This window comes from Pseudomonas sp. DW-iso17 (assembly GCF_058725345.1).
Map to the genome: position 1 here is coordinate 105083 of NZ_JBZXEA010000004.1, position 22374 is coordinate 127456.

The 22374-nt window shown below is 59.3% G+C and carries 24 protein-coding genes; 13 read left to right on the forward strand and 11 right to left on the reverse strand.

Translation table 11 applies throughout. The features are described from left to right. Positions 1–135 precede the first annotated feature (135 nt). A complete protein-coding gene (locus AC4PS6_RS04035; protein ID WP_169856377.1) occupies positions 136–996 on the reverse strand; it encodes a MurR/RpiR family transcriptional regulator in 861 nt (286 codons plus the stop codon). Between the two features lie 220 nt (positions 997–1216). Here AC4PS6_RS04035 and zwf point away from each other — a divergent pair, with 220 nt between their 5' ends. The 3 genes from zwf to AC4PS6_RS04050 are packed head-to-tail and all read left to right on the forward strand — an operon-like array spanning position 1217 to position 4066. Next, a complete protein-coding gene (zwf, locus tag AC4PS6_RS04040; protein WP_014719663.1) occupies positions 1217–2683 on the forward strand; it encodes a glucose-6-phosphate dehydrogenase in 1467 nt (488 codons plus the stop codon). Then, entirely contained in the window at positions 2670–3383 is a 714-nt protein-coding gene (pgl, locus tag AC4PS6_RS04045; RefSeq protein WP_032902768.1) for a 6-phosphogluconolactonase, read from the forward strand. Before zwf ends, pgl begins: the two co-directional genes overlap by 14 nt. A 17-nt stretch (positions 3384–3400) precedes the next feature. Then, complete coding sequence (locus tag AC4PS6_RS04050) at positions 3401–4066, forward strand: bifunctional 4-hydroxy-2-oxoglutarate aldolase/2-dehydro-3-deoxy-phosphogluconate aldolase (RefSeq protein ID WP_019819350.1); 666 nt, start codon at positions 3401–3403, stop codon at positions 4064–4066. Positions 4067–4271: 205 nt separating this feature from the next. Here AC4PS6_RS04050 and AC4PS6_RS04055 read toward each other — a convergent pair whose 3' ends face one another. Both AC4PS6_RS04055 and AC4PS6_RS04060 read right to left on the reverse strand, forming a co-directional pair. After that, positions 4272–5447 (reverse strand): aminotransferase class V-fold PLP-dependent enzyme, encoded by a 1176-nt coding sequence (locus AC4PS6_RS04055; RefSeq protein WP_492180700.1) that lies wholly within the window; start codon positions 5445–5447, stop codon positions 4272–4274. Between the two features lie 10 nt (positions 5448–5457). Beyond that, a complete protein-coding gene (locus AC4PS6_RS04060; RefSeq protein WP_003193750.1) occupies positions 5458–5694 on the reverse strand; it encodes a DUF3820 family protein in 237 nt (78 codons plus the stop codon). 204 nt (positions 5695–5898) lie between these two features. On the opposite strand from AC4PS6_RS04060, the gene AC4PS6_RS04065 reads away from it, so the two are divergent. After that, entirely contained in the window at positions 5899–6366 is a 468-nt protein-coding gene (locus AC4PS6_RS04065; protein ID WP_020303130.1) for a ferritin-like domain-containing protein, read from the forward strand. Between the two features lie 134 nt (positions 6367–6500). Here the strand turns inward: AC4PS6_RS04065 and AC4PS6_RS04070 are convergent, their stop codons facing one another. Both AC4PS6_RS04070 and AC4PS6_RS04075 read right to left on the reverse strand, forming a co-directional pair. After that, entirely contained in the window at positions 6501–6971 is a 471-nt protein-coding gene (locus AC4PS6_RS04070) for a MaoC family dehydratase (protein WP_003193747.1), read from the reverse strand. A 56-nt stretch (positions 6972–7027) separates the two neighbouring features. After that, entirely contained in the window at positions 7028–7972 is a 945-nt protein-coding gene (locus AC4PS6_RS04075; protein WP_032902770.1) for an alpha/beta hydrolase, read from the reverse strand. 219 nt (positions 7973–8191) lie between these two features. On the opposite strand from AC4PS6_RS04075, the gene fadD2 reads away from it, so the two are divergent. Next, on the forward strand, positions 8192–9880 hold the full coding sequence (fadD2, locus tag AC4PS6_RS04080; RefSeq protein WP_198833044.1) for a long-chain-fatty-acid--CoA ligase FadD2: 1689 nt from the start codon (positions 8192–8194) through the stop codon (positions 9878–9880). Positions 9881–10263: 383 nt separating this feature from the next. Then, positions 10264–11955, forward strand: a complete 1692-nt coding sequence (gene fadD1 / locus AC4PS6_RS04085) for a long-chain-fatty-acid--CoA ligase FadD1 (RefSeq protein WP_014719656.1) — start codon at positions 10264–10266, stop codon at positions 11953–11955. 162 nt (positions 11956–12117) lie between these two features. On the opposite strand, the gene AC4PS6_RS04090 is transcribed toward fadD1, so the two are convergent. Further along, positions 12118–12495 carry a hypothetical protein gene (locus tag AC4PS6_RS04090; RefSeq protein ID WP_003193739.1) on the reverse strand — a complete coding sequence of 126 codons (378 nt, stop codon included), beginning with the start codon at positions 12493–12495 and terminating at the stop codon, positions 12118–12120. A gap of 201 nt (positions 12496–12696) precedes the next feature. On the opposite strand from AC4PS6_RS04090, the gene AC4PS6_RS04095 reads away from it, so the two are divergent. From AC4PS6_RS04095 to def, 3 genes are all read left to right on the forward strand, one after another. Beyond that, a complete protein-coding gene (locus AC4PS6_RS04095) occupies positions 12697–12882 on the forward strand; it encodes a CsbD family protein (RefSeq protein WP_003193737.1) in 186 nt (61 codons plus the stop codon). A 180-nt stretch (positions 12883–13062) separates the two neighbouring features. After that, the gene (locus AC4PS6_RS04100) at positions 13063–14016 is read left to right on the forward strand and encodes a YhjD/YihY/BrkB family envelope integrity protein (RefSeq protein WP_198833043.1); all 954 of its coding nucleotides are present in this window, start codon (positions 13063–13065) and stop codon (positions 14014–14016) included. Then, entirely contained in the window at positions 14013–14552 is a 540-nt protein-coding gene (def, locus tag AC4PS6_RS04105; protein ID WP_014719654.1) for a peptide deformylase, read from the forward strand. The genes AC4PS6_RS04100 and def overlap by 4 nt, the downstream gene beginning before the upstream one ends. A 20-nt stretch (positions 14553–14572) precedes the next feature. Here the strand turns inward: def and AC4PS6_RS04110 are convergent, their stop codons facing one another. Next, positions 14573–15001 carry a GNAT family N-acetyltransferase gene (locus AC4PS6_RS04110; protein ID WP_019819336.1) on the reverse strand — a complete coding sequence of 143 codons (429 nt, stop codon included), beginning with the start codon at positions 14999–15001 and terminating at the stop codon, positions 14573–14575. Positions 15002–15303: 302 nt separating this feature from the next. Here AC4PS6_RS04110 and AC4PS6_RS04115 point away from each other — a divergent pair, with 302 nt between their 5' ends. From AC4PS6_RS04115 to AC4PS6_RS04130, 4 genes are all read left to right on the forward strand, one after another. Beyond that, positions 15304–16233, forward strand: a complete 930-nt coding sequence (locus AC4PS6_RS04115) for a fatty acid desaturase (protein WP_198833042.1) — start codon at positions 15304–15306, stop codon at positions 16231–16233. Between the two features lie 9 nt (positions 16234–16242). Further along, positions 16243–17034: a phosphate/phosphite/phosphonate ABC transporter substrate-binding protein gene (locus tag AC4PS6_RS04120; protein WP_336827237.1), complete on the forward strand. Its 792-nt coding sequence runs from the start codon at positions 16243–16245 to the stop codon at positions 17032–17034. 108 nt (positions 17035–17142) lie between these two features. Continuing rightward, positions 17143–17664, forward strand: coding sequence for a sigma-70 family RNA polymerase sigma factor (locus AC4PS6_RS04125; RefSeq protein WP_019819328.1), 522 nt, complete (start codon positions 17143–17145; stop codon positions 17662–17664). A gap of 110 nt (positions 17665–17774) precedes the next feature. Beyond that, entirely contained in the window at positions 17775–18725 is a 951-nt protein-coding gene (locus AC4PS6_RS04130; RefSeq protein WP_020303125.1) for an aliphatic sulfonate ABC transporter substrate-binding protein, read from the forward strand. A 112-nt stretch (positions 18726–18837) separates the two neighbouring features. Here AC4PS6_RS04130 and AC4PS6_RS04135 read toward each other — a convergent pair whose 3' ends face one another. The 4 genes from AC4PS6_RS04135 to AC4PS6_RS04150 all read right to left on the reverse strand — a co-directional run bounded on the left by AC4PS6_RS04135 (position 18838) and on the right by AC4PS6_RS04150 (position 22271). After that, positions 18838–19299 (reverse strand): hypothetical protein, encoded by a 462-nt coding sequence (locus tag AC4PS6_RS04135; RefSeq protein WP_020303124.1) that lies wholly within the window; start codon positions 19297–19299, stop codon positions 18838–18840. Positions 19300–19431: 132 nt separating this feature from the next. Next, positions 19432–20847, reverse strand: coding sequence for an MFS transporter (locus AC4PS6_RS04140; protein WP_020303123.1), 1416 nt, complete (start codon positions 20845–20847; stop codon positions 19432–19434). 218 nt (positions 20848–21065) lie between these two features. Beyond that, on the reverse strand, positions 21066–21485 hold the full coding sequence (locus AC4PS6_RS04145; protein WP_492180702.1) for a hypothetical protein: 420 nt from the start codon (positions 21483–21485) through the stop codon (positions 21066–21068). A 153-nt stretch (positions 21486–21638) separates the two neighbouring features. After that, positions 21639–22271: a glutathione S-transferase family protein gene (locus AC4PS6_RS04150; protein WP_122300715.1), complete on the reverse strand. Its 633-nt coding sequence runs from the start codon at positions 22269–22271 to the stop codon at positions 21639–21641. Between the last annotated feature and the right edge of the window lie 103 nt (positions 22272–22374).

Genomic DNA, 22374 nt, shown 5'->3' on the forward strand with positions numbered 1-22374 from the left:
TGAATTCATGATCGTTCCCACGCTCCGCGTGGAAATGCAGCCTATGACGCTCCGCGTCACGACGCTAAAGGCAGACGCAGAGCGTCCAGTGAGGCATTCCCACGCGGAGCGTGGGAACGATCAGTTGACACGGATTTAGTTGAATTCATCCCCCACCGGATATCGGCTGTCATTCAAGCTCTCTTTGATCTTGCGCAAATGCGGCTGGAAATCCACTCCGCGACGCAGGGTCATACCCGTTGCCAACACGTCCAATACCGTCAATTGGATAATCCGAGAAGTCATCGGCATGTAGATATCCGTGTCTTCCGGCAGCGGGATGTTCAGGCTCACCGTACTGGCTTTGGCCAGCGGCGAGTTTTCGGCGGTCACGCCCAGCACTGACGCACCGTTTTCCCGAGCGATACGCGCCACTTCCACCAGTTCGCGGGTACGACCGGTGTAGGAAATGATCACGAACAACTCACCGGTGTGCGCCACCGAGGCGATCATGCGTTGCATCAGCACGTCGGCGTGGGCGGTCACTGCCAGGTTGAAGCGGAAGAACTTGTGCAACGCATCCATGGCCACCGGGGCTGAAGCGCCGAGGCCAAAGAAGTGGATCTGCCGTGCCTGGATCAACAAGTCCACGGCCTTGCTGATCAGCGCCGGGTCCAGGGCCTGGCAGGCACTGTCCAAGGAGGCAATGGCGCTGCCAAAGATCTTCTGGGTGTAGGCCTCGGGGTTATCATCGGCCTCCACGGCGCGGCTGACATACGCGGCGCCACTGGCCAGGCTTTGCGCCAACTGCAATTTGAGTTCAGGGTAACCGCTGACACCGAACGAACGGCAGAAGCGGTTGACCGTCGGTTCACTGACCGAGGCGGCCTGGGCGAGGGCGGCGATCGAGAAGCGTGTGGCCTGCTGCGGGTTGAGCAGGATCACTTCAGCGACTTTGCGCTCGGCCTTGTTCAATTCTTCGAGGCGGTTCCGGATCTGTTCCAGAAGATTTCGCACGCGGTCCATTCAGTCTTTCCTTCGGGCGACGATGCAAATAAAAAGGCGGTAACCAATCGATGAGTGGCTTTTCGCGGTGGCCTATCCTACTGAGGGTAGCTGAACACCACCACTCGCAATGCGTATTTCGGGAAAATGTTGTGGTTATTACTACATTTTTCCTTGAGTGATGCCTTGAAAAAAGGTATTTGTAGCTTAACTTGATAAAAGAACAAACATCATGCCTTCGATAACCGTGGAACCCTGCACCTTTGCCCTGTTTGGCGCCTTGGGTGATCTGGCGCTGCGCAAGTTATTTCCTGCCCTTTATCAACTCGATGGCGCCGGGTTGCTGCACGACGACACACGCATCCTGGCCCTGGCCCGTGAAGCCGGCTCCGAGCAGCAACACCTGGCCCATATCGAAAAAGAATTGCGTAAATACGTCGGCAAGGAACTCGACGAGGCCGTGGCCCAGCGTTTCCTCGCGCGCCTTTCGTATGTGCATGTCGACTTCATGAAGGCTGACGACTACGTTGCCCTGGCCGAAAAAGCCGGCAGCGATCAACGCCTGATTGCCTACTTCGCCACCCCGGCGGCGGTGTACGGCGCGATCTGCGAAAACCTGTCCAAGGTTGGCCTGGCGGAAAATACCCGCGTAGTGCTGGAAAAACCCATCGGTTCGGACCTGGAGTCATCGCGCAAGGTCAACGACGCCGTGGCGCAGTTTTTCCCGGAAAACCGCACCTACCGCATCGACCACTACCTGGGCAAAGAGACGGTGCAGAACCTGATTGCCCTGCGTTTCGCCAACAGCCTGTTCGAAACCCAGTGGAACCAGAACTACATCTCCCACGTGGAAATCACCGTGGCCGAGCAGGTCGGCATCGAAGGCCGTTGGGGTTACTTCGACAAGGCCGGCCAGCTGCGCGACATGATCCAGAACCACCTGTTGCAGCTGCTGTGCCTGATTGCCATGGACCCGCCGGCCGACCTGTCCGCCGACAGCATCCGTGACGAGAAGGTCAAGGTGCTCAAGGCCCTGGCGCCGATCAGCCCCGAAGGCCTGACCACCCAAGTAGTCCGTGGCCAGTACATCGCCGGCTACAGCGCTGGTAAAGCCGTGCCGGGTTACCTGGAAGAAGACAATTCCAACACCCAGAGCGACACCGAAACCTTCGTCGCCCTGCGTGCCGATATCCGCAACTGGCGTTGGGCCGGGGTGCCGTTCTACCTGCGTACCGGCAAGCGCATGCCGCAAAAGCTGTCGCAGATCGTCATCCATTTCAAGGAACCATCCCACTATATCTTCGCCCCCGAGCAGCGCTTGCAGATCAGCAACAAGCTGATCATCCGCCTGCAGCCGGACGAAGGTATTTCCCTGCGTGTGATGACCAAGGAACAGGGCCTGGACAAAGGCATGCAACTGCGCAGCGGGCCACTGCAATTGAATTTTTCCGACACCTATCGCAGCGCACGCATCCCCGATGCCTACGAGCGATTGTTGCTGGAAGTGATGCGCGGCAATCAGAACCTGTTTGTTCGCAAAGATGAAATCGAAGCCGCGTGGAAGTGGTGTGACCAGTTGATCGCCGGGTGGAAAAAATCCGGTGATGCGCCTAAGCCGTATGCGGCGGGGTCCTGGGGGCCGATGAGCTCCATTGCACTGATTACGCGGGATGGGAGGTCGTGGTATGGCGATATCTGAATTGAAACTGCCTCAGGGCGTCACTGCCCATGAGTACCGTACGCCTGCGCTGCTGGCCGATGGCCTTGCCAATGACGTGGCCGAACAACTGCGCGCGGCCATCAGTGCCCGTGGCGAGGCGACGTTGGTGGTGTCCGGTGGCCGCAGCCCCGTGGCGTTTTTCCAGAACCTGGCCAAGCAGGGCCTGGACTGGTCCAAGGTCATCATCACCCTGGCCGATGAGCGCTGGGTGCCGGTCGAACACGCGGACAGCAATGCCGGCCTGTTGAAGCAACACTTGCTGCAAGGCCCGGCGGCCAAGGCGAAGTTCTTGAGCCTGTACAGCCCTGCCGCCAACCTTGAAGACGCTGCCGAGCAGGCCGATCGCCTGTTGGCCGAGCTGCCTGCCATTGATGTGCTGGTGCTGGGCATGGGCGATGACGGTCACACTGCCTCGCTGTTCCCCAACAGTCCCAACCTGGCTGAAGCCCTGAAGCCCGACGGTACCCGCCGTTGCTGGCCGATGCTGGCACCGACCGTGCCGCACCAGCGCCTGACCATGAGTCGCGCGCTGTTGGCGACGGCCAACTACACCGTGCTGTCGATTTCCGGCAGTTCGAAATTGACCACCTTGAGCGCCGCCCTGGCCAGCAACGATGTTGCTGCCATGCCGATTCGCGCGTTTTTGCAACCTACTCTAGAGATTTACTGGTGCCCATGAGCCAAGGATCAGCCGCTATGAAAAGCCCCCAATCGACCGTGTCCATGGCGGATAAAGTTGCCTTGATCGACAGCCTCTGCGCCAAGGCGCGGATCCTGCCGGTGATCACCATCGCCCGCGAACAGGACATCCTGCCGTTGGCCGACGCCCTGGCCGCTGGCGGTTTGACCGCGCTGGAAGTGACCCTGCGTTCCGAGTTCGGCCTCAAGGCCATTCAGGTCTTGCGCGAGCAACGTCCTGAGCTGTGCACCGGTGCCGGTACCGTGCTCGATCGTCACATGCTCGAAGCGGCCGAAGTGGCGGGCTCGCAATTTATCGTCACCCCTGGCATCACCCGCGACCTGCTGGAAGCCTCGGTGCACAGCCCGATCCCGCTGCTGCCGGGCATCAGCAACGCCTCCGGCATCATGGAAGGCTACGGCCTGGGTTATCGCCGCTTCAAACTGTTCCCGGCTGAAGTCAGCGGTGGTGTTGCTGCCATCAAGGCGCTCGGCGGCCCATTCGGCGAAGTCAAATTCTGCCCGACTGGCGGTGTTGGCCCAGCCAACATCAAGAGCTACATGGCGTTGAAAAACGTGATGTGCGTGGGGGGCAGCTGGATGCTGGATCCGGAGTGGGTCAAGAACGGCGACTGGGCGCGTATCCAGGAAGTCACTGCCCAGGCGCTGGCGCTGCTGGACTGAACGGATTTATCGAATCGTTGTTGCTGTGCTTAACGGCATTTTTGCGGCGCACTTGGTCGGTGTGCCGCTTTTTTTTGCCTGTAGAAAAACCTCAAGCACATCGCCGCTCTGAAGGTGGGAGCTGGCTTGCCTGCGATAGCTATTTATCAGTTAGCCCATCTTTGGCTGATACACCGTTATCGCAGGCAAGCCAGCTCCCACAATTTTAATCGGTGTTTAGTCTGGTGATTGCGTGGACCAGCGCATTGATGTCCGCCGCTGACGTCACCAACCCGGGCGTCACCCGAATACAGGTGCCAAACGCCGCCCCCGTGCGCTTAGTGGTGAACAGGCTGTGCTCCTTGAGCAACCTGTCCGCCATCGTCTGCTGATCACGCCCGATGAACTTGAAGGCGGTGATCCCGCAATACAGTCGTGGGTCATCCGAAGTCAGCACTTCAATTCCCGCCAACGGCCGTACCTGGTTCACCCACAGGTTGCGCAGGTGATTGACGCGTGCGCCCTTGGCCGCGGCGCCACCCAATTGCCGATGCTCTTCAAACACCAGGGGCAAGGTCATTAGTGCTGGGAAGTTCGGCGTGCTGTAGGACGTACGCGCTCGTACATCCGTGGTCGGGTAGTGGAACTCACCCATGTCCGGGTCGATATCGGCCAGGCGCTCCGGTGCGATGTACAAAAAGCCCAGGGTCAGCGGTGCGCCGATCCATTTATGCAGGTTGAAGCCTGCGAACTGAATGCCCAGTTCGGCCAGGTTGAATTCGACCTGGCCCAAGGCGTGGGCGCCGTCGAGGATCACGTCGATTGCGCGTTCGCGTGCGGCCTTGGCAATGGCCGCAACCGGCATGACCAGCCCGGTGCGATGGGTTACATGGGTCAAGGCCATGAGCTTCAGGCGCGGGTACTGCGCGAAGGCGTCGTGGTAAGTGTGCACCAGGTTGTCGAAACTGGCCGGGTGGGTGTGGGCCACCTCTATCACTTCCACGCCGCGAGTCGCTGCCAGCCAGCGCATGGCGCCTTTGACCGTGTCGTATTCCAGATCGCTGATCAGCACTTGGTCGCCCGGTTGCAGGCGGTTGTAGTTGCGGATCAGCGACTGCAAGGCTTCGGTGGCGTTACGGGTAAACGCGACCGACTCCGGGTCGACGTCAATCAACCCGGCCAACTGGCGGCGTAACTCGTTGTTTTCACCCTGCTCAAAGCGCTGGCGCACATGCACCGCGTTGCTGCGGTTGATAAAGCTGATGTGCTCAAGGTACTGGGCCTGCACCGCCCGGCTCATGCGCCCGAAGTAGCCGTTTTCCAGGTTGATCGGGCCGGGCTCGCACTCGTAACGCTGAGCGATGGCCTGCCAGTGCGCTTCGTTATCGGCATTCCTTGGCATGGTGGGTCTCCTAGTGGCGGGGGGCGGGTCTGCCGTGTTTGGCGCGCAGTGGCTCAAGCAATTCGGACAGACCGTTGTGGTCGATTTCCTGCATCAAGGCCAGCAAACCGCCCAGCTCCCCGTGGGGGAAACCTTCGCGGGCGAACCAATTCAGGTAGGGCCCAGGCAAGTCGGCAATGATCCGGCCTTTGTATTTGCCGAAGGGCATTTGGCGGGTGATGAGCAGTTCGAGTTTTTCGGGATTCATGAGCGTCGCAGGGTTGAGGCCAGGCTTTCGAAAATACAGGCATTCTGCATGAAGGCCAAATGACAGATCATGCAAATAACCAAGATACAGATGGTTCAATAATTCGTAACTTATTGAAATAAAACGTAAAAATAATTTTTGAAAACCTGGCACGGGCGCTGCAATAACCAAGGCAACCTTCTAACCCGTACAAGGAATTGAAAAATGACTGATATCAACAAAGAATCGATCTCCGTACTGAACGACCTGATCGAGACCAGCATCGACGGCCAAAAGGGTTTCAAGGAATGCGCTGAAGACATCAAGCATCCAGAACTCAAGGCACTGTTTGCCAAGCGTGCCGTTGATTGCGGTACCGCTGCCGAAGAACTGAAAACGGCTGTGCGTGCCTTGGGTGGCGATCCTGAGGATTCCGGCAGCATGGCCGGCGCCCTGCACCGTGGCTGGGTCGACGTGAAGTCGATGGTCACTGGCAAGGATGAAGAGGCCGTACTGAACGAAGCCGAGCGCGGTGAAGACCACGCACTGAAGGCTTACAAGGAAGCGATCGAGAAGATCAACAAGCACAACCTGGTGGGCATTCGTGACTTGGTTGAGCGTCAGTACCACGGTGTACAGCGCAACCACGACCAGGTAAAAGCCCTGCGTAACCAGGCTCGCGCTCAGTCGTAAGCCCTTTGTTGGAAATGTTCTGAAGAATGTGGGAGGGGGCTTGCCCCCGATGGCGGAGTATCAGTCACTGCAGCTGTGACTTGACTTGCGCTATCGGGGGGCAAGCCCCCTCCCACATTGGTACTGCGTGAATGTCAGCCAATGCTGATCGGCGGCAATTCGGTCAAGGTCACGACTTGCTGCTTACGCGGTGCCAGAATCTCTGCCTCGCCATCTACCACCAACTCATCACGCTGGTTGAACACCCGAGTGGCAATGCGCACGCGAAACTTCGGCAGTTTCTCGAGGATTTCCAAGCGCACGGTCAGGGTGTCGCCGATCTTCACCGGCTTCTGAAAGGTCATCTGCTGGCCGATGTAAATCGTGCCCGGCCCAGGCAGCTCGCAGGCCACCGCGGCGCTGATCAGTGCACCGCTGAACATGCCGTGGGCAATCCGCTCCTTGAACATGGTCGCCTTGGCGTATTCAGCGTCCAGGTGCACCGGGTTGTGGTCACCCGACATGGCGGCGAACAGCTGGATATCGCGCTCTTCGACGGTTTTGCTGAAGCTGGCAGTCTGGCCCACTTCAAGCGCTTCGTACGGGGTGTTGGTTACCTGGGTCATCTCAAGGTGCATCCTGTGGCTTAACGGTAATTAATCGGCTGATTTTAAAGCAAAAACTATTCGCAGCGGGTGGGCCTGCGCAACGCCAGCGCCTGGTCGAGCCAGGCCAGCAGGTCGGCGGTGACTTCATCGCGGTTGGTTTCGTTGAACACTTCATGGCGCGCCTGCGGGTAGAGCGTCAATTGCACGTCCTGGCAACCGGCTTCACGCAGGGCGTGGGCCAGGTCCTTGAGACGCTTGCCTTCACTCACCGGATCACAATCGCCGCCCATCACCAGGATCGGCAGGCCAGGATCGATCTGCGCCAGGTTGGAGACTTTGCTGATCTGCTGCAAGCCGCCCAGCAGGTCGATCCACAGTTGATTGGTGCAACGAAAGCCACAGAGTGGGTCGTTGATGTAGTTATCCACTTCAACCGGGTCGCGGCTGAGCCAGTCGAATTTGGTGCGGTTGGGCTTGAAGGCTTTGTTGAATGAGCCGAACGACAGGAAGTCGATCAACGCACTGCGCCCTCGCAGGCCTTGGCGCGCTCGCTCGATGCGCGCGATGATTTGCGCTGCACGGTAGAGGGCCACCGGCTGGAAATTCGAGCCGCTGAGTATTGCGCCATGCAAGCTGGCACTGTGATGCAGCAAGTACGCCTGGGAGATATAGCTGCCCATGCTGTGGCCCAGCAGGATGATCGGCAGCCCGGGATGCTGTTGGCCGATGTGCTGATTGAGGCTGGCCAGATCGCCCACTACTTTGTTCCAGCCATCCGTTTCAGCATATAGCCCAATAGTGCCGGCCTCTGCAGTGCGGCCATGCCCGCGCTGGTCCAGCGCATACACACCCAGGCCTGCTGCACACAATGCCTGCGCCAGGCGCGCATAGCGGCCGCCATGCTCGGCCATGCCATGGGAGATCATCACCACGGCCCTGGGTGGCCCGTCGGGCAGCCATTGGTTGACGTACAGACGGGTGTGGTCGTTCGCGGTCAGCCAGAAGGTGCTGTGGTTCATGGCGGCTTCCTTTGCTCAGGGTGGTTGCATTGTATAGCTCATCCGGCGTGGGGCGGGGTATCTGCCTACGCCTTAGGTACAAGATTCATACAATCAATGACACAGTTCAGCGTCTTGCCTGTTTGGCCATAGCTGCTAACTTCCCCAAAGCTCCGCTTCTTATTGCTGCACATCTGCATGGCAGCGGCCGGACACACTCAGGTAAAGAGGACAAGAATAATGCAACCTGATTTCTGGAATGACAAACGCGCGGCGGGAGTCCCCAATGCCATCGACCTCAGCACCTACAAGTCGGTGATCGAGGTGTTCGAGCGTTCCTGCAAGACCTTTGCCGACCGTCCGGCATTCAGCAGCATGGGCATTACCCTCACCTACGCAGAACTTGAACGCCAGAGTGCGGCGTTTGCCGGTTACCTGCAGCAGCACACCGACCTCAAGCCCGGCGAGCGCATCGCGGTGCAGCTGCCCAACGTGCTGCATTACCCGGTGGCGGTGTTCGGCGCACTGCGCGCCGGGCTGATCGTGGTCAACACCAACCCGCTGTATACCCCGCGCGAGATGCGCCACCAGTTCAAGGACGCCGGTGTGCGCGCGCTGGTCTACCTCAACCTGTTCGGTTCGCGGGTGCAGGAGGTATGCACCGACACCGAGATCGACTACCTGATCGAAGCCAGGATGGGCGATTTCATGCCCGCCGCCAAAGGCTGGCTGGTCAACACCGTGGTCGACAAGGTGAAGAAGATGGTTCCGGCCTACCACCTGCCGCGAGCAGTGTCGTTCAAGCGCGCCCTGCGCATAGGCGCGGGCCTTGGGGTGACGCGCCATCCGGTGACCCTGGACGACGTCGCCGTGCTGCAATACACCGGCGGCACCACCGGCCTGGCCAAGGGCGCGATGCTCACTCACGGCAACCTGGTGGCGAACATGCAGCAAGTGCGGGCGTGCATGTCGCAACTGGGCGACGACGGCCATCCGCTGATCAAGGAAGGGCAGGAGGTGATGATTGCACCGCTGCCGCTGTACCACATCTATGCATTCACGGCCAATTGCATGTGCATGATGGTCTCCGGTAACCACAACGTGCTGATCACCAACCCACGGGACATCGGCGGGTTTATCAAGGAGCTCAAACAGTGGCAGTTCTCCGGCCTGCTGGGGCTCAACACCCTGTTTGTGGCGCTGCTGGACCACCCGGATTTCAAGAGCCTGGACTTCTCCCACCTCAAGATCACCAACTCCGGTGGCACCGCTCTGGTCAAGGCCACGGCGGAACGCTGGAAGGCGCTGACCGGTTGCGCCATCGGCGAAGGCTACGGCCTCACCGAAACCTCGCCAGTGGCCAGTACCAACCCCTACGGCGGCCTGTCGCGCCTGGGTACCGTGGGCATCCCGGTGCCGGGTACGGCGATGAAAGTCGTCGATGACCTGGGGCAAGAACTGCCTTTGGGCGAGCGCGGCGAGCTGTGCATCCAGGGTCCACAAGTGATGAAGGGCTACTGGCAGCAACCGGCCGCCACCGCCGAAACCTTGGACGCCGATGGCTGGTTGAAGACCGGTGACATTGCGGTGATCGACACCGATGGCTACATCAGTATTGTGGATCGCAAGAAGGATTTGATCATCGTCTCGGGTTTCAACGTGTACCCCAACGAAATCGAAGACGTGATCATGGCCCATCCGGCCGTGGCCAACTGCGCCGTGATCGGCGTACCGGACGAGCGCACGGGGGAGGCGGTGAAGCTGTTCGTGGTGGCACGGGCCCAGGGGGTGAGCCTCGAGGAACTGAAGACGTACTGCAAGGCCAACTTCACGGGGTACAAGGTGCCTAAGCATATTGTGCTGAGAGAGTCGTTGCCGATGACACCGGTGGGCAAGATCTTGCGCCGGGAGCTGCGCGACATCGCTTGAGTTGAAACCGGGTACAAAAAATGTGGGAGCTGGCTTGCCGGCGATAGCGGTGTTTCAGTCACCTGTTGAATTGACTGATCCACCGCTATCGCAGGCAAGCCAGCTCCCACATTGTCATATAGCACCCTTGAGAGCTTGTTCTAGAGCCATTTTTGGCGTTATAGAATTTTTGCTCTAAAAGTGACCATTGGATATTCTTGAGTCATGTTTATGACTGTAGGGCCCTCTTTTGGCTCTAGGCGGCCCTTGGCAAAGCTGCTACTCTCGGCGCGCTTTGTGACTTCTAGGCCTGCTTGAAAGCGCCAGACTCACCTAAAAACATACACCAATAATAATCGCATCAAATGCGATGATGAATTCGCGTCGCTGAGGAGTGGGCTTCCATGAATGAAGACTTTTGGAAGGATAAGTACCCCGCCGGGATTGCTGCACAGATCAATCCAGACGAGTATCCGAATATTCAGGCGGTACTGAAGCAGTCCTGCCAGCGCTTCGCCAACAAACCGGCTTTCAGCAACCTGGGCAAGACAATCACCTACGGTGAACTGTACGAATTGTCCGGCGCATTCGCCGCGTATCTGCAACAGCATACCGACTTGAAGCCTGGCGATCGAATCGCTGTGCAACTGCCCAACGTTCTGCAATACCCCGTCGCTGTATTCGGTGCCATCCGCGCCGGCCTGATCGTGGTCAACACCAACCCGCTGTACACCGCGCGGGAGATGGAACACCAATTCAATGATTCGGGGGCCAAGGCCCTGGTTTGCCTGGCCAACATGGCGCACCTGGCTGAAAAAGTCGTGCCCAAGACCGCCGTCAAGCACGTGATCGTCACCGAAGTTGCCGACCTGCTCTCGCCGTTCAAGCGCGTGCTGATCAACAGCGTGATCAAGTACGTGAAGAAAATGGTCCCGGCCTATCATCTGCCCCAGGCCATCAAGTTCAACGACGTACTCGCCAAGGGCCATGGCCAGCCGGTCAACGATGCCAGCCCGGCCAGCGGCGATGTGGCCGTGTTGCAATACACCGGCGGTACCACCGGCGTGGCCAAGGGCGCGATGCTGACCCACCGCAACCTCGTCGCCAACATGTTGCAATGCAAGGCGCTGATGGGCTCCAACCTCAATGAAGGCTGCGAGATCCTGATCACACCGCTGCCGCTCTACCACATCTATGCCTTCACCTTTCATTGCATGGCGATGATGCTGATCGGCAACCACAACATCCTGATCAGCAACCCGCGCGACCTGCCGGCGATGGTCAAGGAACTGTCGAAGTGGAAGTTCAGCGGCTTCGTCGGCCTCAACACCCTGTTCGTGGCACTGTGCAACAACGAAGGTTTCCGCAAGCTGGACTTCTCTGCGCTGAAGGTCACCCTATCGGGCGGCATGGCGTTGCAACTGGCTGCGGCGGAGCGTTGGAAGGCCGTGACCGGCTGCGCGATCTGCGAAGGCTACGGCATGACTGAAACCAGCCCGGTGGCCACGGTCAACCCGATCCAGAACATCCAGATCGGCACCATTGGCATTCCGGTGCCTTCCACCGCGTGTAAAGTCATCGCCGACGACGGTACCGAGCTGGCGCTGGGCGAAACCGGCGAGCTGTGTGTAAAAGGTCCGCAAGTGATGAAGGGCTACTGGCAGCGCCAGGATGCCACCGACGAGATGCTCGACAGCGAGGGCTGGCTGAAGACCGGCGACATCGCGATCATCCAGCCAGACGGCTACATGCGTATCGTCGACCGCAAGAAGGACATGATTCTGGTCTCCGGCTTCAACGTCTACCCCAACGAGCTCGAAGACGTGCTGGCGGGCCTGCCGGGCGTGCTGCAGTGTGCGGCCATCGGCGTACCGGATGAAAAATCCGGCGAGCACATCAAGTTGTTCATCGTGGTCAAGCCAGGGGCCACCCTGACCAAGGACCAGGTGATGGAACACATGCGCGCCAACGTCACCGGCTACAAGGTGCCCAAGGCCGTGGAGTTCCGTGATGCGTTGCCGACCACCAACGTGGGCAAGATCCTGCGGCGTGAATTGCGTGATGAAGAACTGAAGAAACTCGGTCTTAAAAAGTAACCCATAAAAACCCCGCTGATGCGGGGTTTTTTATGAGGGCGCTGGCCAAACACTTACCTCCTGTGGGAGCGGGCTTGCCTGCGACAGCGCTACACCAGCCACTGCTGTATCGCCTGACTCACTGCCATCGCGGGCAAGCCCGCTCCCACAGGGTTACCGGGCTTACAGCGCGAACTGCGCGAAGCTCACACCCGCACCGGCGGGGCGCACGTCCTTCAAGAACGAATCCTTGTCGGCGCTCAACTCCAGGGTAATCTCCGGCTTGCGCTTGCCCGCATTGCGCACCACCAGCCCCTCGAGTTTTTCACGCAGGAACACGGTCGGCACCTTAAGGTGCAGCAACTGGTCGGTGTCGGCGTTGTGCATCAACAGATGGATCCACTCGTACTGGCCCACGGCAATACGCCCCACCGGCAGGTCGAACCACCAGATGTTGCGTTTGCGGTCCAGGTCGGTGAAGTGGCAGTTGTTGACGCCGAGTACGGCACCGCCCAGTTCCTGGTTTCTGCGGGCAATGGCCTGTGCTTTATTGAGTTTCATAACCTTCCTACGGGATCTGTTATTCAGCGTTGCAGCCTGAATGTGCCGGGCATTCTCGTGGGTTGGGCATAAAACATAAAGCCAAACCTGCCGCTTTCGATGAAATGCTCGTACAAAAATAATTGAAACTCTGCCGTTGCGCTTCAGGTCAACCGCTACGTAGTGACCAAAAACCATTTGATTGTTATCAGGAGTAATACCATGAGCAGCACTTCCGATAAGGTAAAGGGCTTGGCGAACGAAGCTGTCGGTAACATCAAGCAAGGCGTCGGTAAAGTCACAGACAATGACAAACTGCGTGCTGAAGGCGTGATCCAAGAGAAAAAAGGCGAAGCTCAGCAAGCAGTGGGCAAGACCAAGGACGCAGTGAAAAAAGCCACTGAGTAACACGTCCTGGGGGGCAGCCCCCAGCAGCCCGACGGCCATCCACGGATGGCCGTTTTTGTATCCGGTGTTGCAACTAAACTTTCGAAATTGTTTCAAAGTCGCCAAATGGGCTACTTTGATGTAGAAAACGGCCCCTGAGTCGCCCACGAACTCAACCTCTTTGCGGCGAAAGGAGACGCTATGCTTTTTCCGGTACTCGATGGTCTCAAGCTGCACAAGGTGCTGGTACGCACCGTCAAGGAATTCGTCGATGACGAGATGCCTACCTACGCCTCGGCACTGGCCTACCAGATGCTGTTCTCTTTGTTTCCGTTCCTGCTGTTTCTCATTGCCCTGATCGGTTTCCTGCACCTGCCTGACTTCTTCACCTGGCTGCGCCTGCAATCGGAGTTGGTGTTGCCTCCCCAGGCGCTGGAACAGGTCAACCCGGTGATCGATCAGTTGCAGCAGTCCAAGGGCGGCTTGCTCTCGGTGGGTATCGTCATCGCACTGTGGACGGCCTCTGCGGGCGTGCGCCTGATGATGAGCGCCATGAACGCCGCCTACGACGTGGTGGAAGGGCGGCCGATCTGGAAGCGTTTCCCGCTGTCGATTTTCTACACCGTGGGCATCGCTGGCATGCTGCTGGCCGCCGCCGCGCTGATGGTGCTGGGCCCACAGGTCATGGAGTGGCTGGCCGGGCAGATCGGCATGCAGGAATTCGTGGTCACGCTGTGGACCATCCTGCGCTGGCCGCTGATTGTGATCTTGCTGATGTTCGCCGTGGCCCTCATGTATTACGTGATGCCGGACGTTGAGCAGGAGTTTCGCTTTATCACCCCCGGCTCCGTCTTGGCCGTGGTGGTATGGATCGTCGCCTCCCTGGGCTTTGGCTACTACGTCAAGACCTTCGCGGACTACAACGCCATGTATGGCAGCATCGGCGCGATCATTGTCTTGCTCCTGTATTTCTACATCTCTGCCGCCGTATTGCTGCTGGGCGCGGAGATGAACGCGGTCATCGAGCATATGTCTGCCGAGGGCAAGGACCCCGGTGAGAAAGAAATAGGCGAGCCGGGCCACACCGATGAAAAACAACACGTCTCTGGCCTCGGCCGGGACCACTCCAAGCCCATTACCGAGCCTGAACAATGATCCGTGAAATCCTGAAAATGGGCGACGAGCGCCTGCTGCGTATCGCCCCGCCGGTACCGCCGGAGATGTTCGACAGCCCCGAGTTGTGGCAACTGATCGACGATATGTTCCAGACCATGGAACACGTAGGCGGTGTTGGCCTGGCTGCACCGCAGATTGGTGTCGACCTGCAACTGGTGATCTTTGGTTTCGAGGCCAGCGAACGCTACCCGGAGGCGCCGCCGGTACCCCAGACCATTCTGATCAACCCGCTGATCACACCGCTTAGCCCGGTACTGGAAGAGGGCTATGAAGGTTGCCTGTCAGTGCCCGGCCTGCGCGGCGCCGTGAACCGTTACCAGCAGATCCGCTACGAAGGTTTCGACCCCAAGGGCGAGCCGATTGTGCGTTTTGCCGACGGCTTCCATGCGCGGGTGGTGCAGCATGAGTGCGACCATTTGATCGGCCGGTTGTACCCATCGCGGATTACCGATTTCAGCAAATTCGGGTTTATTGAAGTGATGTTCCCGGAGCTGGACCCAACGGCTGACGAATAGCCCACAGTTCAACTGTGGGATCAGTGTTTATTCAGGACTGGGGCATTGAGCCCCATCGCAATCATCGGCTTATTGCGCTTGTAACGCACCAGCCGTTCACTCAGCGATTGCGGCAAAACCGTGTCCTGGCTGAACCCCATGCCCCGATACAACCCTTCCAGGTCCGGATGGCACAGCAACCAGACCGTCCCCTCACAACCCGCCACGGCCTCTTCAACCAGTCGCGCCGCGAGCCCCTGGCCACGATAAGTCGGCGCCACAAACACCCCCGTCAGCCACTGCCCACCCACCACCGGGCTCAAGCACAAGCCCGCCACGATGTCGCTATCGCGCGCCACCCACAAGCGGCCGCCCTTGAGTGCCTTCATCGACGAATTGTGGTTGCGGTAAAACTTGTTCAGCAGTGGCCACAGAGGCTCTGCCAGCGGTTCGATGTGCAATGGGGGCATGGGGTTCAGACAAGCATTATCCAGGGCCGGGGATTATAAGCGCCTTCTGCCGGGCAATAGGTGGTATACCCAGTGCTACATCCCCTGTTAGTGGAGCATGCATCATGGCCAAAGGTATGGATTCAAAGAAAGCCGCCAAGAAAAAACCGGCAAAGACCGCCGATGAAAAACGCGCGGACAAGAAGACCAAAAAATCCGAAGCAGGCCTGTTCGGTCACTGAGTTACACGCTTAGAACTAAACGATCTGCAAGATTTTCCCGCCTCATTGCACAGAGCAGGAAACACCTGCTCTGAGCTGCCGATGGCCAATTACCTTGATCCGACCCAACGCCGGGAAATCGAAGCCCTGGCGACGACCTTCGTGGCAAGAACCGAATGGCCGACCTGGCTACTGTTGATCGGCGTATATGCCGGCTGGTTCGCGGTGATCCTTGGCAGCCGGTGGCTGGGCCTGTGGCTGAGCATGTTGCTGCTGATTCCGCTGGTGACCCTGTGGCTATCGGTGCAGCACGAATTGCTCCACGGCCACCCGACCCGTTCGTTGTTGCTCAATAAACTCCTCGGCTATGCGCCTTTCGCGGTGTGGTATCCCTATACGCTGTACCGCGACAGCCACCTGTTGCACCACAACGACGACAACCTGACCCTACCGGGCATCGACCCGGAAAGCCGCTACCTCAATCAGCAGCAATGGGACGACAGCTCGCTGTTCGAACGTGGCGTGCATTGGCTGACCAAGACCGTGCTTGGCCGCTTCCTGCTGGCTGCGCCGTTGGCCATTGGCCGGTTGGCCCGTCACGAGTTTCAACGCCTGCCCCAGGTATGGCCGATGTGGCTGGCTCACGGCGCCGTTACTGTGCTGATGCTGAGTTTCATTGCCTCCTACAGCGCGCTTGCGGTGTGGCATTACCTGCTGCTGGTCAGCGTGCCAGCGTTGTCCCTGGCTTCGATCCGCTCCTACTATGAGCACCGCCCCCATCTGCGGCCGGAACACCGCACAGTGCTCAACGAAGCGTCCTGGCCCTGGGCCTGGCTGTTTCTCAACAACAATCTGCACCTGGTGCACCACGATCTGCCAAAGTTGCCGTGGTACCTGCTGCCCAGGGTGTACCGTGCCCGGCGCAAGCAGTGGCTGGCGCGCAGCGGTGGTTTCCTGGTGCAAGGCTACGGCCAGTTGATCAGCCGTCACGGCCTCAAGGCCATCGACAGTCCCCGGCACCCGTTTGCCTGAGAGGCGACCATGAGTGAACACTACGCCGACCTGCGCATGTACGTTGCGCCCGAGCCCATCCAGCAGGCCAATCAACACTGGCTGGCGCGCATCATCGAGCGCTTGAAGCTGCATCGTCTTGATGCCGACCACCTCGACTTGCGCGGCCTGTGGCTGGCGCCACAATTGCTCGTCAGCCAAACCTGCGGCTACCCGCTGATGACCCAACTGCGCGGCCAGGTGCGCATCATTGGGCGCCCCCGTTACGAGTTGGCCCACAGCAGCCACGGCGAACATTGCAGCCTGCTGTTGACCCGCGCGGACAACCCGCGTACCCGCCTGACGCAGTTCTACCAGAGCCGCGGCGTGATCAACGGCCACGACTCCAACAGCGGCATGAACCTGCTGCGTCACTGTCTGGCGCCGTTGCAGCGCGACGGGCGGTTCTTCGCCAGCGTCGGCATCAGCGGCGCCCACCGCGAGAGCTTGCGCTGGCTGCGTGAAGGCCGCGCCGACCTCGCCGCCATCGATAGCGTCACCTACGACTACCTCGCCCGATTCGCCCCCGAAGAGGTCGCGGGCCTGCGCGTCATCACCCGCAGCGCGCCGAGCCCGACTTTGCCTTACATAGGCGCGCTGGGCTTGAGCGATGGGCAGGTGGCGCAGATTCGTGAGGCGATGAACCTGGCGTTGCAGGACCTGCCGCAGGTGGCGCAAACCCTCGGTGTGCGAGCTGTGCTTCCTGCCAGCGAAGATGACTATCAGGTGGTGTTGGATTACCAGCGCAAAGCCGCCAGCATCGGCTATTCGGTACTTCAATAAGGTTATATAAGAATGCGTTTTAAGTATTATTAAAGCATAAGGAGCCTTGCTAGGATTGCTTCACCGGAACACCGGACATACCGCGCAACCTACTCAGAAGGAGCCCCTATGTCCGGCGCCGATCGTGCTCACAGCGACTATGTGGGCTCCCTGTTTCGCATTCATTACCCTTGGCTGTGCAGCCGTTTGCACCGCTACCTCAACTCCCGTGCCCACGCCGAAGACATCGCCGTCGACGCGTTTGTCCAGCTCTTGAGTGCACCTCAGGTAGCGCCGATACGACAGCCCCGCGCATTGCTTACCACCATTGCCCAGCGCCTGGTGTACCAGGTGTGGCGTCGACGTGACCTGGAGCGTGCCTACCTCGCTGCGCTGGATAACGATGCGGCCTGCGCGGAGGGCAGGGCCCGAGTGCTCGAAGCGCTGCAGGCCGTCGAGCAGACGCTCGACCGCTTGCCGGCCAAGGTCAAGGCGACGTTCCTGCTGTCCCGCGTCAACGGCCTGACGTACCCCCAGATCGCCGCCGAATTGGGGATTTCCCAGCGCTCGGTCAGTGACTACATGGCCCGCGCTGTTACCGGACTTGAATCCCACCCCGATCAAATGTGGGAGCTGGCTTGCCTGCGATAGCGGTGAGCCAGCCAACACCTCTGGCCATGACAGGCCGCCATCGCAGGCAAGCCAGCTCCCACACTTCCTGTGCTCACTTTGAATCTGATCGAACCACCAAGAGGCAACTTATGAAAGCAATCAAACACCTGCTGGGCAGTTCGCTGCTGGCATTGGCGGTACTGGCGCAACCCACCTCGGCGGCCGAACCTTCCACGCTGCGCATCGGCTACCAGAAAAGCTCGGTCAGCATGGTGCTCGCCCGTGAGCACAAGCTCTTCGAAGCCGCACTGCCCGGTACACAGGTGCAGTGGACCGAATTCCTCGGTGGCCCGCCGCTGATCGAAGCGCTCAACGCAGGCAGCCTGGACATCGGCAATATTGGTGATATACCGCCGATCTTCGCCCAGGCGGCCGGGATCGACTTGCAGTATTTTGCCGTCGAGCCCAACGAGGGCAAGGCCGAAGCAGTGCTGGTGCCCAAGGCCAGCACCGTGCAGAACGTGGCCGAACTCAAGGGCAAGCGCGTGGCATTGCTCAAGGGCTCCAGTGCACACAACCTGTTCCTCAAAAGCCTGCTGCACGCCGGGTTGCAGTGGAAGGATGTGAATGTGGTGTACCTGTCGCCTTCCGACGGCCGCGCCGCGTTCGAACAAGGCAAGGTGGACGCATGGGTAGTGTGGGACCCGTACTACTCGGCCGCCGTGATCGACGGCTCGGCACGTGTGCTGCGGGACGGGCAAGGGTTGAACCCTGCGGGCAGTTTCTTCGTGGTCAACCACCCGTTTGCCAAGCAGCACCCAGAGGCCATCGCCACGATTATCCAGACGCTTGGCAAGGCGCAGCGCCTGTCGCTTGATGAGCCTGCCGCGAGCATCACGCTGATGGCCGGCACCCTGGGCCTGCAACCGGCGGTGGTCAAAAGCTACTTCGAACATCGCTCGCCTGAGCCGATCCGCCCCTTGGCGGCCATCGACATTGCCAACCAGCAACGCACCGCCGACCTGTTTTTTGCCAACGGCCTGATCCCGAAAAAAGTCGACGTGCAGCAGGCTGTCTTCAAGCCCCTTGACCTTCCATGAGCCAGACCGCTAGACCGATCAGTGTGGGAGCTGGCTTGCCTGCGATACAGACACCTCGGTGTATCAGATGAACCGAGGTGATGCTATCGCAGGCAAGCCAGCTCCCACAGGTTCAGATCGCGGCCAGGGTTTCTTTCACTGTCTCGGCTGGCGAAGCAGTGGCCTTCGCCGCAACCTGCTGCTGTTGCTGCTCTTTCAAGCGCTCGGCCACTTGTTTGGCGATGGCGTCTTGTTTTTCCTGGGGCAGCGCCTGCACTTGCTCTTCGGTCAGCCCTTGTTCCTTGAGCAGCTGTTCACGAATACGTTCGGCCGGGGATCTGCTCATGTATTCGGTGAACTCGGTACGTGCCCCGTTAGTCGTGGCCTGTAACTGCACGCGGGTCTTGGCGAAGGCTTCGTCGATGCGATCGCTGGCCTTGTCCAATTCCCTCTGCGCGGCCGGCACTGTGACGCTGTGTTGCGCAGCCTGCAAAGCGCCGCTGTACAGCGCACTGGCGGCGGCGTTGGCGGGGTCCATGTCGGGTCGCGTGATCTGTTGCACGTTCGACGCCGCTTGAGTGTTGTTAACCAGCATGATCGGTCACCTATGAAAACAGACGGTGCGACAGCTGGAGCAAATACTGTGCCGGGTGCCGTACCCCAGTGTTTACTGGGGCGGGAGTCGTCGGCGCGGCAAGCCTTCTCCTTGTGCGGCCAACCGTTGCCGTCAGTGAGCGATGTTCTCCAGCGCCAGGTTGCGCGTACGCGGCCCGAACCAACTGATGGTAATCATCACGATCAACATGCTGCTGGCGATAAACGCCAACACCCCCGGCGTGCCAAGGTGCTCGAGGATAAAGCCGATCAACAGGCTACTGAACACCGTGGACAAACGGCTGAATGAATAACAGAACCCGACCGCTCGCGCACGGATATTGGTGGGGAACAATTCGCTCTGATAGGAGTGATAACTGAAGCTCAGCCAGGCATTGCAGAAGGTGATCATCACCCCGCAGAAAATCAGCCCTAACGCTGTGGTTTGCAGGGCAAACAGGCTGCCGAAGATCACTGCACCCATGGCCGAGCCGACAATTTGCCATTTGTTCTCAAAGCGGTTGGCCACCTTGACGAACAACAGCGGGCCCAGCGGGTAGGCGAGGGTGATGATAAAGGCGTAGAGCAGGCTGTGGGTCACGCTGACACCCTGGCCCGAGAGCAAGGCCGGCAGCCAGTTGCCAAAGCCGAAGAAGCCGATGGCCTGGAATACATGGAACACGATCAGCATCAAGGCGCGGCGCCGGTAGGGCGGCTGCCAGATATCGGCGAAACGGCCATTGCCCTGCACGCTGATGGCTTCGGGGTCCGGTTCGTCCAGCGGCTTGCCATGATCCTTTTGGCAGCGTGCCTCCAGGTTGTTCAGGATCGTGTCGGCCTCTTCGAAGCGTCCCTTTTGTGCAAGCCAGCGCGGTGACTCCGGCAGGCGCTTGCGCAGTTGCCAGATAAACAGCGCAAACACTGCACTTGAGAGCACCACCCAGCGCCAGCCCGCGATACCGAACGGCGCCTGTGGCACCAGCCACCACGACATCAAGGCCACAGCCGGTACCGACAGAAACTGGATAAAAAATGCAAAGGCAAACGCCGAACTGCGCATGCGCTTAGGTACCAGTTCCGACAGATAGGCATCGATGGTCACCAGTTCGATGCCAAGGCCAATGCCCACCAGAAAGCGCATGCAGATAATGCCCACGGCCGAGGTCTGAATGCCCATCAGCACCGTTGCCACCGTGTACCAGACCAGCGCAAAGGTGAAGATCGCGCGTCGCCCGAAGCGGTCGGCGATGGGGCTGAGCAGGCTGGCGCCGAGGAACAGGCCCAGGAATGTGGCCGAGGCGAAAGCGGCCTGGTCCGAGAAGCCGAAAACACCTTCGCTGCCGGTATGAAAAATCCCGTCGCTGATCAGGCCAGGGCTGATATAGGCGGTTTGGAACAAGTCATACAGCTCGAAAAAGCCGCCGATGGAGAGCAACGCCACCAGGCGCCAAATAGTGGCGACGGCGGGCAGGCGGTCGATGCGGGCGCTGATGTGGGCGGCTCGGTGGGGGGCGAGGGTGTCCGTAGCTGAGGCGGGGAGTGTGGACATGAGGAAATTCCATATGCGGTCACCTGGAATCTTAGCTGGCTAACGGAAAGCGGTGTTTGTTAAGTTGCGGACGGTAGCCCGTACATTCGCCGATTAATTGCGCGCGGCGCCTCTGTTTCAGAGGTTTATCGCGCGAGGGCGCGAAGGCTGTCCTGCCGAAGGTTGCTATCGGCAGGCAGCTTCTGGCGGGAGTGGGGCCCTCCCGCTGCGTGGATGTTCTAGACGTGCTTGAAGTCCTCAACCTCATAAACGCCTTGGGTGAAGCTCATCTTCTTTTGAGGGGCTTGCGCGGTTTGCGCCTCAAAGTGGAGGGACGCTGACAGCATATTGCCTTGCAGTTTCAATACGGTGAATTTGCCACTGGTTGCCATATAGTTGCCGGACTCGCCTTGTCGCGTGTCGTCAAACTCAAGCCTTACTTTTTTATCACTCCCCGTTGCATCGATGTCGTAGGTCTCACCTGCCTTGATATTTTGGTCGATGCTCATTTTTATCAAGCCAGATCCGGACATGATTCCTACTGTCGAATTGAAACCTGACTCTCCGTTCAAATGGGCGACAAAGGACGTGACAAAGGTGATATCCCACCCATCGATTACGCCGGAAATTTTGTCGTACTCACCGATCTTCTCGCTCATGGCTGCTTCTCCATATTCAGGGATGAGCGAGGCATTGCCTTGCTCTGGCTTATGAATAGGTGAAGATGAAAAACAGGTCTACTGTCAAATATGACAGGTGGTAGTGGTTTTCAGACCAATGGTGATGACCATGCCTGAGGCCCAATAGCTCGCTTAGTCATGGCCGTCGAGGGCGAAGGTCTTGAAGCCGGCATGCTGGCTGAGGCGTTGGTAATACGCCTCGATGGCGGGGTAGGGTGGCCGCTCCATGGGTGTCATCTGCCACCGATGCACCGAAAGACCTATCAAAATGTCAGCGAGGGTGAACTCTTCGCCCGCGAGGTAGGCGCCGGTCTTGGTCAACTGTTGTTCCAGCAAGGCCATCTTGTCATTCCAGGCCTGCACGCCCGCCTGGATGCGTTGCGGGTCCTGATAGTCCGGGTTCTTACGCACCAGTGCGTGGAACGCATAGCCCCATGAAGGATTGAGTTCGGTGGCCTGCCAGTCCATCCACTGTTCAACCCGAGCACGCAAGGCAGGCTCAACGGGTAGCAAGTCATGGCGCTGATAAAGGCCGACAAGGTAGCGACAGATGGTATTGGACTCCCACAGCACGCCATGGTCGTCGATCAGCACCGGCACCTGCGCGTTGGGGTTCAAGGCGAGGAACTCGGGGGACTGGGTGGGCTTGAAGCCGATGCCCCAGTCCTCACGCACGTAGTCGATGCCCAGTTCCTGGCAGGTCCAGAGTACTTTGCGCACGTTGATGGAGGAGGTGCGACCCAAAATTTTCAGTGAATGGCCCATGGTGCTTCCCTGGCATTTGGAGAATGACCAATCTAGCAGGCGCCGGGCACAGCGGCGAGGGTGTGAAGCGGGCACGGTCGAAAATGTGGGAGCTGGCTTGCCT